The sequence below is a fragment of the Pseudonocardia sp. ICBG601 genome (assembly GCF_020496245.1).
The window spans coordinates 39478-54071 of sequence record NZ_JAHLJA010000031.1 but is presented as its reverse complement, the minus strand read 5'-3'; the positions used below and the strand labels follow the sequence as shown (position 1 = coordinate 54071).

Genomic DNA, 14594 nt, shown 5'->3' with positions numbered 1-14594 from the left:
CGACCCTACGGCCGGGGACCGTCAGGAACCGGCCAGTTCGCGACGCATCGCGAGCCGCGGCCACACGTCGAGACCGCGCGCGGCCTCCTGCTCCCGGATCGCCCGCAGCCCCGGGCCGGGCGCGATCAGCTCACGGAAGCCGAGCCGCGCCCAGTACGGGCCGTTCCACGGCACGTCCCGGTAGGTGGTCAGGGTCAGCGCGGGCAGCCCGCGGTCCCGGGCCCAGCCGGCGAGGTGCTCGACCAGCCCCTCCCCGATCCGCCGTCCGCGCTGCGACGGCAGCACCGACACCTGCTCGACGTGCGCGCAGCCGTCGACGAGATCGGCGATGAGGTAGCCGACCAGCGGCCCTGCGTCCCCGGTTCCGCCTGCGCTCCTCTGGGCCACCCACGCCCGCCCCGCCACCACATAGGCAGCCAGCACCGCGGCCGGTGGCGGATCGTCGGCGGCGACGACGTCGAGCCCGATCGCCCGGAAAGACTCCCCCGCCGCGCGCTCGATCTCACGCAGGGTGGGCACGTCGGCGACGCGGGCGGCACGGATCACGCCTGCGGATCCTCCACCACCGCGCGGATCCGTTCCAGGGTCGTCCGCATCCCCGCACGGTTGGTGCGCCCGCGGGCCCACCCCACCAGCGCCCAGTAGACCCGGGTGGCGGCCGAGGGCTCCATCCGGAAGGACTCGGTGACCTCGGTTCCCTCGGCGCCGTCCGGAGCGGTGGCCGGGGTGAACCGGTAGTGCCAGTGGATGACCCGCCGGTCACCGGGCAGGAGCACGACGAAGCCGAACTCGCGGCCCGGCTCGCAGGCGGTGATCTCGCACGTCGACCAGTAGGTCGGTCCGCGGCCGTTGCGGACGACCTTGCCGCGGAACCGGACGCCGACGGCCGGGCCGGTCGCGCCGTCCAGCCACTGCGCGTCGACGGTCTCGGGTGAGAACCGGCCGGTGTTGCGGATGTCGGAGACCAGCTCCCAGATCCGCTCGGGCGGTGCCGTCATGTGGACGGTGACCTCGTCATGCACGACGTTCCCCCTCGGTGCCGCATACCAGGTCGGCGGCGCGCTCCCCGATCATGATCGCGGTCGCGGCCGGCCCGCGCCGCGGCACGCGGGGCAGGACGGAGGTGTCCGCCACCCGGAGCCCGCCCAGGCCGTGCACCCGCAGGTCGGAGTCGACGACGGCGTCCGGTCCGGTACCCGCCGAAGCGCTGCCGGACAGGTGCACCGAGGTCGTCAGGTGGTCGCGGATCCAGCCGTCGAGCCGGGTGTCGTTGCCGAGCTCCCAGCCGGCGGGGCCGCCGTCGTCGGGGCCGGCTCGGTCCCAGCCCGCGGCGCGCAGGACGTCCGCGGCGATCCGCACCGCGGCCCGCATCCGGTGCCGGTCGGAGGTGGTGCGCAGGTAGCGGAAGTCCAGCCGGGGCGGGTCGTCGTGGTCCGGGGAGGTGATGGCGAGCATCCCGCGGCTGTCCGGGCGCTGCACCGCGCACATCAGGTGCGCGGGCCCGCCAGGCGCGAACGGGTGCGCGAACAGCAGGATCTCCAGGTCACCGGCCGGGTCGGTACCGGAGTCGAGGTGGAGCGCGGCCTGCGCGGCGACGGCGTCGGCGGGCGGGTCGGGCAGGCCGCTGCGCAGTGGCAGGAACACCGCGGGATGGTCCGACCAGCCGCGTCCGACCCCGGGCAGCTCGTGCACCACGGCGACGCCCGCGGCCCGCAGCGTGTCCTCCGGGCCGATCCCGGAGCGCTGCAGCAGCGCCGGGGTGCCGACCGCGCCCGCGGTCACGACGGTCTCGGCCGCGTGCAGGGTGCGCCCGCCGACACGCACCCCGGTGACCCGGCCACCCTCGATCACCAGGGTCTCGGCCGGGGCTCCGCCGAACACGGTCAGCGTGTCCGTGCCGCCGCTCGCTGCGCCTGCGCTCCTCCCGGCCGACTCCGCGTACCCCCACGGCGGGGGCAGGTAGGCAGTGGCGGCGCTGACCCGGCGCCCCTCGACGGCGTTGGTCGGGATCGGGCCCGCGCCGGGCGGGCCGCCGGCGTTCTTGTCCGGCTCCTCGGGATGGCCGAGCACGAGGCAGGCGGCCAGGAACGGGTCGGTCGTCGCGGCCCGCAGCCGGCCCGAGGGGCGCGAGATGCGCAGCGGGCCCGCGTCGCCGTGCCGGTCGGAGGTGCAGAAGTCGAGGTCGCGCTCCAGCCGCCGGTAGTACGGCAGGACGTCGTCGTAGGACCAGCCGGGGACGCCCCAGTCCGCGAAGTCCGCCGGGACGGCGCGCACGAAGTAGCCGCCGTTGATCGCACCGGAGCCGCCCAGCACGCGTCCCCGCGGCACGGTGCACTCCCGCCCCTGGCACAGCGTCGCCCGGTAGGCCCAGTTGAGGACGTGGCCGGGCGCGGTCGCGGCGAGCGACGCGATCGGCATCGAATCCGGCGGGACGACGACGGCACCCGCCTCGACCAGGGCCGTACGCACCCCGCGCTCGGCGAGCCGGCCCGCGAGGGTGCACCCCGCGGATCCCGCGCCCACCACCACCACGTCGAACCCGTTGGTCATTGCTGCCAGGATGCCTCACGTGACCGACGCTGCACGTGACCTCGCCTCGTTCCTCACCGCGAGCCCGTCGCCGTACCACGCGGTGGCCGAGGCCGTCCGCCGGTTGTCCGCCGCGGGCTTCGCCGAGCAGCGCGAGGACGAGCCGTGGGCCGACGGGCCGGGCGGGCGCTACCTGGTGCGCGACGGCACGATCCTGGCCTGGTGGCAGCCCACGTCCGGGCCGGGCGCCCCACTGCGGATCTTCGCCGCGCACACCGACTCGCCCGGGTTCAAGGTCAAGCCGAACCCCGACGTCGGCGTCGCCGGGTGGCGCCAGGTCGGGGTCGAGGTCTACGGCGGCGCGCTGTGGAACTCCTGGCTCGACCGCGACCTCGGCCTCGCCGGGCGCCTCGCGCTCTACGACGGCCGCGTCGTCCCGGTCCGGGTGGACCGGCCGCTGCTGCGCATCCCGCAGCTGGCGATCCACCTCGACCGCGGCGTGAACCAGGGCCTGACCCTGGACCCGCAGCGGCACCTGCTCCCTATCTGGGGTCTCGGCGACCCGGACGGCGGCGACCTGGTCGAGTTCCTCGCCGTGCGGGTCGGCGAGGACCCGGAGGACGTCGCGGCGCACGACCTGTTCACCTACGACCTCACCCCGCCCGCCACCCTGGGCCGCGACGACGAGCTGCTCGCCGCCCCGCGGCTGGACAACCGGGCCTCGGTGCACGCCGGGATCAGCGCGCTGCTCACCGCGGTCGAGCGGGACCCGGGCACCGTCCCGGTGTTCGTCGGGTTCGACCACGAGGAGATCGGCTCGGCCAGTGCGACCGGCGCCGCCGGGCCGCTGCTGGAGACGGTGCTGACCCGGCTGGCCGGGGGTTTCGACGAGCGGCACGCGGTGTTCTCGCGGTCGCGCTGCCTGTCGGTGGACGTCACGCACGCCGCGCACCCCAACCACCTGGACAAGCACGACCCGGACCACCTGTCGGTGCCGAACCGGGGGCCGTCGCTGAAGGTGAACGCGGTGCAGCGCTACGCCACCGACGCGCCGGGCGCGGCCGCCTGGAAGCGGGCCTGCCGCGCCGCGGACGTGCCGAGCCAGGTGTTCGTCTCCAAGAACACGGTGCCGTGCGAGTCGACCGTCGGGCCGATCATGGCGACCCGGCTGGGCATCCGGACGGTCGACGTCGGCATCCCGGTGCTGTCGATGCACTCCGCGCGCGAGCTGTGCGGGGTGCACGACCCCGGCCTGCTGGCCCGGGCCGGTGTGGAGTTCCTGACCGACGCCGGCTAGACCTGCGCGGCGACCCGGGAGCCGGGCACGTAGACGTCGGTGTCGATGATCCGCGACCCGAGCGGCAGCAGCGACACCGGGATCAGCTTCAGGTTCGCCCAGGCCATCGGCAGGCCGATGATCGTGACGGCCAGCGCGATCGCGGTCACGACGTGGCCGATCACCAGCCACCAGCCGAACAGCAGGATCCACAGGACGTTCCCGATCGCCGACGCCGCACCGGCCCGCGGGTCGCGCACGGCCTCACGGCCGAACGGCCACAGCGCGTAGAGCCCGATCCGGAACGAGGCGATGCCGAACGGGATCGTCACGATCAGCAGACAGGCGATGATCCCGGCGGCCGTGTAGGCGAGGAACAGCCAGAAGCCGGAGAGGACCAGCCAGACCACGTTCAGGATGAGGCGGAGCATGGGTCCAGCATGCCCGAGGTGTCCGGTTCCCCCCTCCGGGATGTTCCGGAGGCCGACCCCGGTTTCCGGTGGGGCGGCATTCCTCACGTCCGACCCGTGACCTCCTCGACGACGCTCTCCCCCGTGCCCGGCCGGGACTCCCAGGCCCAGGTCTCGTGCGAGCGGAGCCGGCCGTCGTCGAGGACCTCGAGGCGGGCCTCGCACCGCCCCGAGCTGGACGCGCCGTCGACGGACACGTGCACGTAGCGGAAGCTCAGCCGGTCGCCCTCGCGGGTGCCGGCCAGGCGGCCGAGCCGGACGTCGCCACCGGAGTACTCGGCCCACACCAGGCCGTCGGACTCGTGGTAGTCGAACACGGTGGCCCGGCCGACCTCGCCGTCGCCGGAGTTGCTGACGCCGGCGAACCGGCGGCCGTCGACGCTGGGTGCGGTGCTCATGTCCCGATCCGACCACGGGAGGATGGCGGGGTGGAGTTCCCCGTGACGTTCCTCCCGCCCCTGGTGCGGACCTGCACCGACTCGGGTGAGGGCCCCTGGAACGAGCTGCTCGGGATCATCGCGCCCCGGGATCCGGACGAGGAGACCCTCCTCGCCGCGTTCGACGTCGTCACCGAGGACCTCTTCGGCGGCTGGACCGCCGACCGCGTCGTCGTGTTCGCCCTCGACGACGGGCTCGCCGCCCACCATCCGCTGCTGTTCGTCGTCGACGAGCGGACCCTGCACGACGACGGCTTCCCGATCGTCGCGGCCGACCTGCGCCAGGATCCCGGCCGAACACTCCGGATCGCCGCCGCCGATCTGTGGTCGATGGAGAACAACGTGTCGACCGCGAACATGGAGTTCGCCGACTTCGCCGACCACGCGCAGCTGCAGCCCGACCGGGTGTTCCGCGGCTTCTGCTGACGATCGCCACCGTCGGACGGTGAACTCCACCGTCCGACGGCCCCGCCCTACGACGACCCGCGTTCCGCGGAACGCGGCCTCACACGCCGGTGCTGCCGTCGATCCGTTCCCGCAGCAGGTCGGCGTGCCCGACGTGGCGCGCGTACTCGGCGATCACGTGGGTCAGGATCCACACCACCGACACCGCGTTCCCACCGAGGGACCCGGTGCCGTCCGGCCCGGCCTCCTCGACGACCCGGCGGGCCCGGGCGACCTCTGCCTCCCAGGCCGCGCGGGCCTCTGTGAGGTCCGCGCTCCCGAGCTCGAAGCCGCCGTCATGGCCCGTTCCGGACTGCCGCGGGTACAACGACGGCACGTCCTCACCGCCCAGGACCTGGCGGAACCAGTTCCGCTCGACGGACGCCAGGTGCCGGACCAGCCCCAGCAGCGTGAGCGACGACGGCGGCACCGACGCCTCCCGCACCTGCTCGCCGGTCAGTCCCTCGACCTTGCCGATCAGGGTGGCGCGGTAGAAGTCGAGCCAGGCCGTGAGCGTGGTGAGGGCGTCGGCCTGCATCGGGGGATGGGCGCGGTCGGTCATGTCCGCGATCGTGACAGCGGGGTCCGACATCTTCCGATCCCGGCCGGGCGATGGTCCACTGCGGTCGTGACCGACATCCCGCCCACCGTGGTGCGCAGCAGCCGGACCGTCGCCGCCGACCCTGCGACGATCTTCGAGCTCATCGCCGACCCCGCCCGTCAGCCGTCCTGGGACGGCAACGACAACCTCGCCGAGGCAGCGGACGGGCAGCGGGTCCGCGCCGTCGGCGACGTCTTCTCCATGCTGCTCACCCAGGGCGCGGTGCGGGAGAACCGGATCGTGGAGTTCGTCGAGGGGCGGCTCGTCGCGTGGCTGCCGTCGGAGCCGGGGAAGCCGCCGCCCGGGCACCTGTGGCCCTGGGAGCTGGAGCCCGTCGGCGACGGCACGACCCGCGTGACCTGCACCTACGACTGGACCGAACTCGACCCGGACGACGCGTTCCGCCAGAAGCGCGCCCGCGCCACCACCACAGACCAGCTGCGGGCGTCACTGGACCTGCTCGCCGCCGTCGCCGAGAAAGAGTGATCCGAGACACTGTCGCCGGACGAACGATCATGGAAAGGTGCTCGTCTGGCGGCATGGACGCCGAGCAGGTCATCGCCGTACTCGCCGGGTTCCCCGGCACCCGGATCGTGGAGGGGAACGGGGGCGCGTTCGCGATCCACGACCCGGATCACGACTACGAGCAACGCCCCCGCCAGGGCTGGGCGACTGTCGTGCGGTCCGACGTGAACGACACCGCCTCCAACCTCGACCAACCCGGCGCGTTCCGGCTCAACATCGGGCTGCCGACCGCCCGATACCGAGAGCTGTTCCCAACCGATCCGGGCACCGACCCGACGTCCCGCGACGTGCTGTTCCCGCACCCGGTCTACGCCGCCTACCACTGGGTGGCGGTGGTGGAGCCGGAGACGACCTGGCCGCTGGTGCGGGAGCTGCTCGACGTGGCGCACGACTTCGCCGTCCGGAAACACGCCAATGCGGCCCGGCGACATTCCTAGGCTGCCCTGGTGAAACGTCGGCTGATCACGATGCGCGTCGCCCAGGACGATCTGGCGTTGTCCCCCGGGAAGGCCACCGAGGTGGAGCTGGGGAGCCCGCTGGACTCGTTCGGGCAGGAATGGCTGATGGCCTCGCACACCGTGACCCTGCTCGACGACGGGACGGCGCGGCTGACCTTCGTGCTGGAGCGGCGGGGCTGGTAGCGATGACCTGCGGCGGATCCGACGAAGGGAGAACCGTGGACCCCAGACCACACCGCGTCGTCGAGCGCAGACGGTGGCTCTACTACCTGCTCGTTGGCCTGTGTTTCGGTGTCGTCGACTTCTACTTCCACACCTTCATCCAACGGTGGACCGGTCTGGGCGTCTTCTTCCTCGGGCTCGGAGTGTGGCTCGTACCGCTGCTGCCGGTCGTTCTGAACGAGTCGGCGGTTACCCGCAGGACGAGCCGGGCCGTCGCGGCGGGCATCGCGGTGTGGCTCGCCGCCATCGTGGCGTACTACGCCTACCTCGGGTTCAATCTCGTCGTCATCGGTCGTGCCAGCAGGCCCGAGATGCATTTCACCAGTCATACCGATCCGTACTACTGGTCGAACGTCTCGTACCTCTTCGGTGACGAGGTGCTCGGCGGGATACTCGAATGGTCTCCCGTCGCCGTCGTGGGCGGCGCGGCGATCGGATGGCTCGTGTCCACGATGTATCTGAGAACAACGCGGGCGCACGGGGAAGCACTGTCGTGATGGGTGGCCGTCCGTCCACGTCCGACTTGCTCCTACGGCCTGCGAAACCCGACGACATCGAGACGTTGCATCGATTCGTGGTCGAGCTGGCCGACGAGGAGTCGTTTCCGGGGGACGTGATCGCGAAACCCGCCGACCTGGCTGCTGCACTGTTCGGCCCATCCCCTCTTGCGGAGTCGGTCGTGGTAGCATTGGGCGATCAACTCGTCGGGTTCGCGATATTCTATCCGACGTACAGCACGATTCTCGGGCGGCCCGGTATCCATCTCGAGGACCTGTATGTCGATGGGGCTTTCCGCGGCCGGGGGATCGGCGAGGCCCTCCTCGGACACCTCGCCGATCTCGCGACCGAGCGTGGCTGCGGACGCCTGGAGTGGTGGGTACTCCGCACGAACGTCAGCGCGATCCGCTTCTACGAACGTCTGAATGCCCGGGGACTCGACGAGATCGAGGTCATGCGGCTCGACGGCGGCAGTCTTTTCGAGTTCGGATCCCGGCGCACGGTATAGAGCCGTTCCGGAGGCGTTCGGTCACCGCACAGGGGCCGTGCCCGGTGGAGGAAGCTCGGACGACCGTTCCTGACACCGGAGTAGGTTGCCTGACACAACCAGGACGGCGGTGGGGTCAGGCACTCTCCAGTCGGAACTGTCCTCCCTCATGCCTCCATCGCGTAGGAGCTGTCCATCAGCTCGACCATGGCCTGCTGGAACTCGTGGCGCTTCGTGTCGCTCCATCCGGGTGTCAGCCGAACGAAGGTCTCCTCCTGCCAACGATGCGCGTCGTCCACCATCGAGCGCCCCGCCGAGGTGACCGATGCTTCGCGTCGTCGAGCGTCGCCCGGCGCGACGACCATGGTCAGGTACCCGGCCTTCGCCGCGCTCCCGATCAACCGTGATGCACCACTTTGGTCGAGCCCGATCTCACGTGCAACGTCGTTCACGGTTGCGGGAAGGCCTCGCTGACGGAGTGCATGGACTGCTTCGCAGACCAGCACCAACCGTCCCTGCTCCCCACCTGCGTCGGCCGGGAAGGACCGACGGGCCCAGTGCCGGACGAAGTGAAACAGGACCTGCCCCGGCCCCTGGCTCGTCACTCGGTCGCTGCCATCTCGCGGTCGTTGCAGGCCAGCTCCCGGGCGCCCTCGAGATCCGGCAACCTGAGCGCAGCGGTGACCTTTCCGTCGGACACGCGGAAGACCGTCGCCACCCGCCTGACCTCCTCGCTGTCGGGCCAGGTGGCGTCCTCCTCGACCACCATCAGCTGCTCGCTGACCGGGTGCCAGGACCGAGGGACCAGCGTGATCCCTGACCGCCCCACCCACTCGGCGAACTGCTCAGGCGTGATCGGACCCGCACCCTTCGGGCCCATGACGACGACCGGATCTCCTACGGCTCGCGCGGATCGCTGCAGGTCGCCGGCGTTGACGCTGGCATGCCACTCGTTCACGGCTGCTTCGAGGCTTGGCTCCACGCACCGTACTCTATGCGTTTCGCATATATTCGGCCAGGCGGCTACGACGAGCTCACGTGTGGGTTGCGGTCATGGCTGTGGTCAGGACCGCCTGCCGTCTCGCTGCGTCACGCGTCGACGAGAGGCCCGAGGAAGCCGCGCAGCGCCTCGGCGAGCTGCTCCGGTGCTTCTTCCGCCATGTGGTGTCCAGAATCGATCACGCCACCGGACAGATCGTTCGCCCACGTTCGCCACACCGTGAGGGGATCTCCGTAGAGCTTCTCCATGTCGTCGCGGCTGGACCACAACACGAGCGTGGGGCAGGTGAGCCGGCGTCCCGCTGCCTGATCGGCGTCGTCGTGTGCGCGGTCGACACCGAGACCGGCCCGGTAGTCCTCCACCATGGCTCCGACCGTCGCGGGGTCGTGGATGGCCCGCTGGAACTCCGCGTAGGCCTCAGGGCCCATCTGGTCGATGCTGCCGCGGTACCAGGCGTCGGGGTCAGCGAGGATCACACGCCCGACCTCGGGCTGAGCGAAGAAGAACCAGTGCCACCACTCCGCCGCGAATCGCGCGTTGCAGCGGGCCAGTGAGGTGTTCTCAGTAGGGCCGTCGTCGCTGGTCAGGGATGTGGTGTAGCGGCAGGCCTGTGGGGTGGGTGCAGGGCCTCGGTAGGGAAGATCGGTCCGTTCGAAGATCGCTACTTCCGTACCGAGGTCCTGCGTGTCTGATCCTGTCACCTACACCGGTGTGCTCCCCGTCGCAGCCTCGACCGTGGACTACCTGGCCCGGCTTCTCGCTGGTGAACGGGCCCGTCGCGGGACCCGTCGCGGACGACGAGTGCTGGAGGTGTCCGCGCAGGCGGTGATGGTGCTGCGCTGGTTCCTCGACGCCACCCGCGTCACCCGGTTAGCTCGCGACAGCGGGATCAGCCGCGCGACCGCCTACCGGTACCTGCACGAGGGCATCGACGTCCTCACCGCGGCCGCGCCCGGCCTGCACGGCGCTCTGCTGGCCGCCCGCGCGGCCGGGTACTCCCGGGTACATCTGGACGGCACCCTGATCACCACGACCCGCAGCAGAGCACTCGGCCCCACCCCAGGAGTGGACCTGTGGTGGTCGGGTAAACACCGCTGTCACGGTGGGAACATCCAGGTCATCACCGCCCCCGACGGGTGGCCACTGTGGAGCTCACCGGTCCGCCCAGGTCGGGAACACGACCTGACCTGCGCTCGTGCCCATCCCGGACTCCTCGACCGACTCGCCGAGTTCATCGATGACGACCACGCCGTGCTCGCTGACCTGGGCTATGAAGGCGAGTCCGACCGACTCACCGTCCCGATCAAGACCCGATCCGGGGCCGGGCTCTGCCCGGACCAGCGCACGGTCAACGTGCTGCACTCCGCGACCCGAGCGATCGCTGAACGAGGAAACGCCCTGCTCAAGAACACCTTCCGAGCGTTGAGACACCTCAGCCTCTGCCCACAACGGATCGGCGCGATCACCGCAGCAGCGCTGGTCCTACTCCACACCGAGCACAACCGAACAACATGATCAACAAGCTAGTGAGAACACCTCAGTGTGGCGGTCTCCAGCGCGATCTCCCCTCCGGCGAGGATCGCGAGGAATGTGCTGCCCGGCTGCGCGAGCCGGATGACGCTCACGACCAGCAACATGTTCGTACCGGTGTAGACCACCAGACACGCAGCGATCTCGACGATCGCCCACCAGGAGTCGAATCCGCCGGATCCGGGAAAGATCAGTGTGACCGCGTAAACCAGGTAGACGGCCAGGACGAGGCCGTCGACGTCGAATAGAGCTGTCGATGCGGTGGAGTTCCTGCGGGTCGGAACACGCGGAAGTACAGATGTGTGTAACTGGCGATCACCGTGGCCGCTGCCAGCATCGGCGGTAGCAACAACGCGCCCGCGAATGTCCACACCGAACTCAGGTCGACGTATCTGGTCTCGGCGATGCGCCGCCGTAGTCGTTCGGCACGCAGTGAGATCTCGGCGTGGAACCCGCTCAAGATCACCAGTGTGCCTGCGATCAGCCATGCCGACAGATCGCGTGGGACGCCGCCGAGGACGATATCGACGGTGAGTAGGCACACAGCGGCGAGCTCTACCGCGACGAGTGGCGCTCGGACGCCGATCGGAAGTGACCACAGCTGCCACGCCGCCAGCCACGACCGGAGCGCACTCCGGTCGGTGTCTCGCGCGGCGGATGAGGTCACCGAAATCCCCGAATCGTAGATCGTTTTCTCTCGTGTCAGCATAGACGTCGTCCAGCGGTTTCATCCCTGCTCAGTCGTGTCGCTCTCACTGATCTGCTGGGCGCCACCCGGGCTCGAATGACCCGCCAAGATCAACTAAGGCGCTGACGTGGTGATGCTTCTCGCCTACCCTGTCGAGGTCGCCGCGAGGCGGGGCTCGGTGCCTCGGCGGCTCGCCGTCGGCGGACGGTTGGCGACTGGGCCGTTCGCAGTAACCCGACAGAAGGGGCTGCCCGGAGAGGGGGAGTCGTGCGTAACTGGAACTGGTGACGGAGCGCGGTTCGGTGTAAAGATTCTCCACTCCATCGAAAAGGGGGCGTAATGCGCAACTGGAACTGGTGACTGCAGTGGTTCAGCGGAACGGTGTCTGCGATGAGGGGTGGGTGGCGAGCGTGCGCAACTGGAACTGGTGAATGCGATGACGCGTTGGTCACGATGGTCTGGGAGGTGTCGACATGCGTAACTGGAACTGGTGAGGCGTGGATGCAACGACGTGTCGAAGAAGTGGGCGGGGAGGTGTGGGCGATGCGCAACTGGAACTGGTGAGGTGACCGAGTCGGGGCGGGTGTCGAGCCATCCGGCTGTCGGCGCCGGCGGGGATCGTCGGAAAGGGGAATGCGGGATGCGCAACTGGAACTGGTGAGCGCTGTGATCGACGGACACGAGCGGAGAGGGGAGATGGCTGTGCGCAACTGGAACTGGTGACGTGGTACTGCCGTCCGAGATCGGGAAGAGGCAACTCGTGATATGAGGCTTATTCAGGGTGATCATGGAGCGAGGCGCTTCCCCAGGTCAGCGTCTCAACGCAGCAGTCTGTTGAGCGTCCCTGAATAAGCCTCTATGTAGCCGTGTACGGATCTGAAGCACGCGCCGGCGACGTCCGGCCGGGGAAGGCGCGACGCGCGACGTCGATGAGGTGGCGGGGAGCCGTGAGTCGTCCGCGGCGACCCGCCCCTCAGAGCGCTCGCGCGGGCCGCGACATGGCCACGGCTGCGAGCCCAGCCGAGGCCACCGCGGCGGTCACCGCCACCGCCACGGCGGGGGAGGACCACTCGGCGAGCAGACCGGCAGCGAGAAGACCGAGCCCCTGCGCGCCGATCAGCCCAGCGGCCGCGAGGCCGGTCGCGCGCCCCCGCGCCTCGGCCGGGGTCCGGCGTACGAAGCCGGCCTGTGCCTGGATCAGCGCGGCGGCCACGGCCGCGCCGCTGAGTGCCCACAACACGGTGATCGCCGCGACCGACGGCGCGAGCGCGCTCACCATCAACGGAACGCCGGCGGCCACGGCGAGCGGGAGCATCCACCGTTCCCGGGTCCGCTGGGGGACCCAACGCGTGAACACGATCGCCCCCAGGACACTGCCGGCCGGGATGGCGGCCAGGAGCAGCCCGACGGCGACCGGCCCGGCGCCGAGCTGCGCGGCATAGGGAGCAGCGACCCCCTCCGGGGCGATGTAGGTCCCGGCCAGCCAGACCACGACGGCTAGCGTGCGACGCGAGGGGTCCGCGAAGACCGTGCGCGCTCCGGCAGCGATGTCGCCCGACCAGGAACGGACCGCACCGGCGGCAGGGACAGGCGCGGGACGAGGCGCGACCCCGTAGGCCAACACCGCCGCGGACAGCAGGAAGGTCACCGCGTTCATGACCAGCGCGGCGTGCGGACTCAGCAGGGCCAGCAGCGCTCCGCCGGTCGCGAACCCGGCAACCTGCGCGAGCTGGCCCGTAACCTGACGGACGGCGTACCCGCGTTCGAGCAGGTCACCGCGCAGGATCTCCGGCAACAACGCCCCCTGCGCGGCGCGAGTGCGGTGAACCCGCCAGCACCAGGACCACGATCAGGGCACACAGCACGGGCAGTGGGAGGCCGGGCCACGCCATCGGCATGACGAGCGCCGCTCTGGTGAGGTGACTGCCGATCATGACCCGCCGACGCGGGTACCGGTCGGCGACCCAGCCCAACAGTGCGCCGCCCAGCAGCGCAGGGAGGAAGGTCAACGCGTACACCGCCGCCGACAGGGCCGCTGAGCTGGTGCGCTCGTAGACCAGCACCGAGAACGCCACCCGAGCGAGCTGGTCGCCCAGGATCGAGACGACCTCGGCAGACCAGAGCGCACGGAACTCGCGAAAGCGTGAAGACCTCGGTCAGGCGCCGGGGCCTCGGCACGGCGGCTGCGGAGTCGGCATCGTTCATAGTCGGCCTGCTGACCATGTCACGAACAGCAACGCGTCGGACACTCAGGGTTCGAGCAAGCACACTACTAGGCGATCAACGATCGCGAACAGTCGACCACCGACCCCGGGACGTCGGCGCCGGAGCAGGAACTAGTCGCGCACCGCGGCGACCGCTTCGATCTCGACGAGCTGATCGTCATAACCGAGCACGGTCACCCCCATCAGGGTGCTGGGTGGGTCGTGGTCACCGAAGGCGTCACGGACCACCTCCCAGGCGGCCACGAGATCGGCCTGCTCGCTGGACGCGACGAGCACCCGGGTGCTGATGACGTCACTCAGCGACGCGCCGCTCTCGGCCAACGCGGTTCTCATGTTCTCGACGGCGTGCGCTGCTTGGCCTGCGACGTCCTCGACCGCCGCGGTCGAGCCGTCGGCGTGGAGGGGGCAGCTACCCGCCAGGAAGATCAGTCGTGCGTCCGCGGGCGCGGTCGCGCGGCATAGGCGTACTCCGCCACGTCGGACAGGCGGGCAGAACGGATCAACCTCACGATCGTGGTCATCGGCGACGACCCTAGCCACGTCTGCCGATCCGCGCGGTCCGATTTCAGGCTCCGCCGAGCAGGTCAACCGGTGTGCGCGACGAGCGTGGGGACGGCGTCGGTCGTCGCCGGTTCGGAACCGGGCCTCCGTGGCCGCGGTGCGCTCATCGAAGGTCCAGGGCGGGGGTGATGAAGTCGCGGTAGTAGGCGACGACCGTCGAGCGGGGGATGTCGGGCCGGGTGAGCCACCAGCGTCCGAGCTGTTCGCCGACCCCGCTGATGGCGTAGGCGAAGGCGAGGCTGCGCTCGTCGTCGAAGGTCCCGAGGTGCCGGACCATTCCCGCGATCCGCGTGATGGTCTGCTCACGCAGCTCCGTGAGCTGTGCGTTCAGTTCCGGGGACAGGGCGGTGCTGGGGTTGAACAGCAGTGAGTCGCCGTGCTGCGGGGGCCCCGCGGCTCGACGCCGACCCCCTCCCGGCAGTGAACGGTGCGTTCGCACGGTGGACCCGCCTGACGTCGGCCTCACCGCCCGACCCTGTCGTCCGAGTGGGCGTGCCCACGCGACGTCGACGATGGCCGTGTGTGTGCGTGATCGGACGGCGACGAGCGCGCACGCGATGACCGCGCCGCCGCCGAGGAGTGTCGGCCAGGTGATGCTCTCGTGGAGGATCAGCGCCGCCCAGCCGATGCTCATCACGGGCTG

At 70.5% G+C, this 14594-nt stretch carries 22 protein-coding genes; 8 read left to right on the top strand and 14 right to left on the bottom strand.

Annotated elements, in window-relative coordinates:
* Positions 1-21 precede the first annotated feature (21 nt).
* From KPL57_RS11355 to KPL57_RS11345, 3 genes are read right to left on the bottom strand one after another with little or no spacing between them, the layout of a single operon-like run.
* Positions 22-546, bottom strand: a complete 525-nt coding sequence (locus KPL57_RS11355; protein WP_226351565.1) for a GNAT family N-acetyltransferase — start codon at positions 544-546, stop codon at positions 22-24.
* On the bottom strand, positions 543-1022 hold the full coding sequence (locus tag KPL57_RS11350; RefSeq protein ID WP_226361376.1) for an SRPBCC family protein: 480 nt from the start codon (positions 1020-1022) through the stop codon (positions 543-545). The genes KPL57_RS11355 and KPL57_RS11350 overlap by 4 nt, the downstream gene beginning before the upstream one ends.
* On the bottom strand, positions 1015-2550 hold the full coding sequence (locus KPL57_RS11345) for a GMC family oxidoreductase (protein WP_226351563.1): 1536 nt from the start codon (positions 2548-2550) through the stop codon (positions 1015-1017). The genes KPL57_RS11350 and KPL57_RS11345 overlap by 8 nt, the downstream gene beginning before the upstream one ends.
* A gap of 19 nt (positions 2551-2569) precedes the next feature.
* Here KPL57_RS11345 and KPL57_RS11340 point away from each other — a divergent pair, with 19 nt between their 5' ends.
* Positions 2570-3826 (top strand): M18 family aminopeptidase, encoded by a 1257-nt coding sequence (locus tag KPL57_RS11340; protein WP_226351562.1) that lies wholly within the window; start codon positions 2570-2572, stop codon positions 3824-3826.
* Here the strand turns inward: KPL57_RS11340 and KPL57_RS11335 are convergent.
* Both KPL57_RS11335 and KPL57_RS11330 read right to left on the bottom strand, forming a co-directional pair.
* Positions 3823-4236 (bottom strand): YccF domain-containing protein, encoded by a 414-nt coding sequence (locus KPL57_RS11335; protein ID WP_226351561.1) that lies wholly within the window; start codon positions 4234-4236, stop codon positions 3823-3825. The genes KPL57_RS11340 and KPL57_RS11335 overlap by 4 nt on opposite strands.
* An 83-nt stretch (positions 4237-4319) precedes the next feature.
* Positions 4320-4673, bottom strand: coding sequence for a hypothetical protein (locus tag KPL57_RS11330; protein WP_226351560.1), 354 nt, complete (start codon positions 4671-4673; stop codon positions 4320-4322).
* Between the two features lie 30 nt (positions 4674-4703).
* On the opposite strand from KPL57_RS11330, the gene KPL57_RS11325 reads away from it, so the two are divergent.
* Positions 4704-5138 (top strand): hypothetical protein, encoded by a 435-nt coding sequence (locus tag KPL57_RS11325; RefSeq protein ID WP_226351559.1) that lies wholly within the window; start codon positions 4704-4706, stop codon positions 5136-5138.
* 79 nt (positions 5139-5217) lie between these two features.
* Here the strand turns inward: KPL57_RS11325 and KPL57_RS11320 are convergent, their stop codons facing one another.
* Positions 5218-5748, bottom strand: a complete 531-nt coding sequence (locus KPL57_RS11320) for a DinB family protein (RefSeq protein ID WP_226351558.1) — start codon at positions 5746-5748, stop codon at positions 5218-5220.
* 36 nt (positions 5749-5784) lie between these two features.
* On the opposite strand from KPL57_RS11320, the gene KPL57_RS11315 reads away from it, so the two are divergent.
* The 5 genes from KPL57_RS11315 to KPL57_RS11295 all read left to right on the top strand — a co-directional run bounded on the left by KPL57_RS11315 (position 5785) and on the right by KPL57_RS11295 (position 7968).
* Positions 5785-6243 (top strand): SRPBCC family protein, encoded by a 459-nt coding sequence (locus KPL57_RS11315; RefSeq protein WP_226351557.1) that lies wholly within the window; start codon positions 5785-5787, stop codon positions 6241-6243.
* Positions 6244-6296: 53 nt separating this feature from the next.
* Entirely contained in the window at positions 6297-6719 is a 423-nt protein-coding gene (locus KPL57_RS11310; protein WP_226351556.1) for a DUF6194 family protein, read from the top strand.
* A gap of 9 nt (positions 6720-6728) precedes the next feature.
* Positions 6729-6923 (top strand): hypothetical protein, encoded by a 195-nt coding sequence (locus KPL57_RS11305; protein ID WP_226351555.1) that lies wholly within the window; start codon positions 6729-6731, stop codon positions 6921-6923.
* Between the two features lie 35 nt (positions 6924-6958).
* On the top strand, positions 6959-7459 hold the full coding sequence (locus KPL57_RS11300) for a hypothetical protein (protein ID WP_226351554.1): 501 nt from the start codon (positions 6959-6961) through the stop codon (positions 7457-7459).
* 77 nt (positions 7460-7536) lie between these two features.
* Positions 7537-7968, top strand: coding sequence for a GNAT family N-acetyltransferase (locus KPL57_RS11295; RefSeq protein ID WP_226351553.1), 432 nt, complete (start codon positions 7537-7539; stop codon positions 7966-7968).
* A gap of 146 nt (positions 7969-8114) precedes the next feature.
* Here KPL57_RS11295 and KPL57_RS11290 read toward each other — a convergent pair whose 3' ends face one another.
* The 3 genes from KPL57_RS11290 to KPL57_RS11280 all read right to left on the bottom strand — a co-directional run bounded on the left by KPL57_RS11290 (position 8115) and on the right by KPL57_RS11280 (position 9423).
* Complete coding sequence (locus tag KPL57_RS11290) at positions 8115-8453, bottom strand: MarR family winged helix-turn-helix transcriptional regulator (protein ID WP_226351552.1); 339 nt, start codon at positions 8451-8453, stop codon at positions 8115-8117.
* A 95-nt stretch (positions 8454-8548) separates the two neighbouring features.
* Positions 8549-8929, bottom strand: a complete 381-nt coding sequence (locus KPL57_RS11285) for a hypothetical protein (protein ID WP_226351551.1) — start codon at positions 8927-8929, stop codon at positions 8549-8551.
* Positions 8930-9036: 107 nt separating this feature from the next.
* The gene (locus tag KPL57_RS11280) at positions 9037-9423 is read right to left on the bottom strand and encodes an alpha/beta hydrolase (RefSeq protein WP_308252846.1); all 387 of its coding nucleotides are present in this window, start codon (positions 9421-9423) and stop codon (positions 9037-9039) included.
* Between the two features lie 208 nt (positions 9424-9631).
* Between KPL57_RS11280 and KPL57_RS11275 the strand changes: the two genes are divergently transcribed.
* Positions 9632-10462, top strand: coding sequence for a transposase family protein (locus KPL57_RS11275; RefSeq protein WP_374203696.1), 831 nt, complete (start codon positions 9632-9634; stop codon positions 10460-10462).
* 8 nt (positions 10463-10470) lie between these two features.
* On the opposite strand, the gene KPL57_RS11270 is transcribed toward KPL57_RS11275, so the two are convergent.
* From KPL57_RS11270 to KPL57_RS11255, 5 genes are all read right to left on the bottom strand, one after another.
* Positions 10471-10848 carry a hypothetical protein gene (locus KPL57_RS11270; protein WP_226351550.1) on the bottom strand — a complete coding sequence of 126 codons (378 nt, stop codon included), beginning with the start codon at positions 10846-10848 and terminating at the stop codon, positions 10471-10473.
* A 1290-nt stretch (positions 10849-12138) separates the two neighbouring features.
* The gene (locus tag KPL57_RS11265) at positions 12139-12963 is read right to left on the bottom strand and encodes an MFS transporter (RefSeq protein WP_264197983.1); all 825 of its coding nucleotides are present in this window, start codon (positions 12961-12963) and stop codon (positions 12139-12141) included.
* Positions 12938-13261, bottom strand: a complete 324-nt coding sequence (locus tag KPL57_RS66265) for a hypothetical protein (RefSeq protein ID WP_264197990.1) — start codon at positions 13259-13261, stop codon at positions 12938-12940. The genes KPL57_RS11265 and KPL57_RS66265 overlap by 26 nt, the downstream gene beginning before the upstream one ends.
* A gap of 240 nt (positions 13262-13501) precedes the next feature.
* Complete coding sequence (locus KPL57_RS11260; RefSeq protein ID WP_226351549.1) at positions 13502-13930, bottom strand: RidA family protein; 429 nt, start codon at positions 13928-13930, stop codon at positions 13502-13504.
* Between the two features lie 124 nt (positions 13931-14054).
* Positions 14055-14228, bottom strand: a complete 174-nt coding sequence (locus KPL57_RS11255) for a hypothetical protein (RefSeq protein WP_226351548.1) — start codon at positions 14226-14228, stop codon at positions 14055-14057.
* Between the last annotated feature and the right edge of the window lie 366 nt (positions 14229-14594).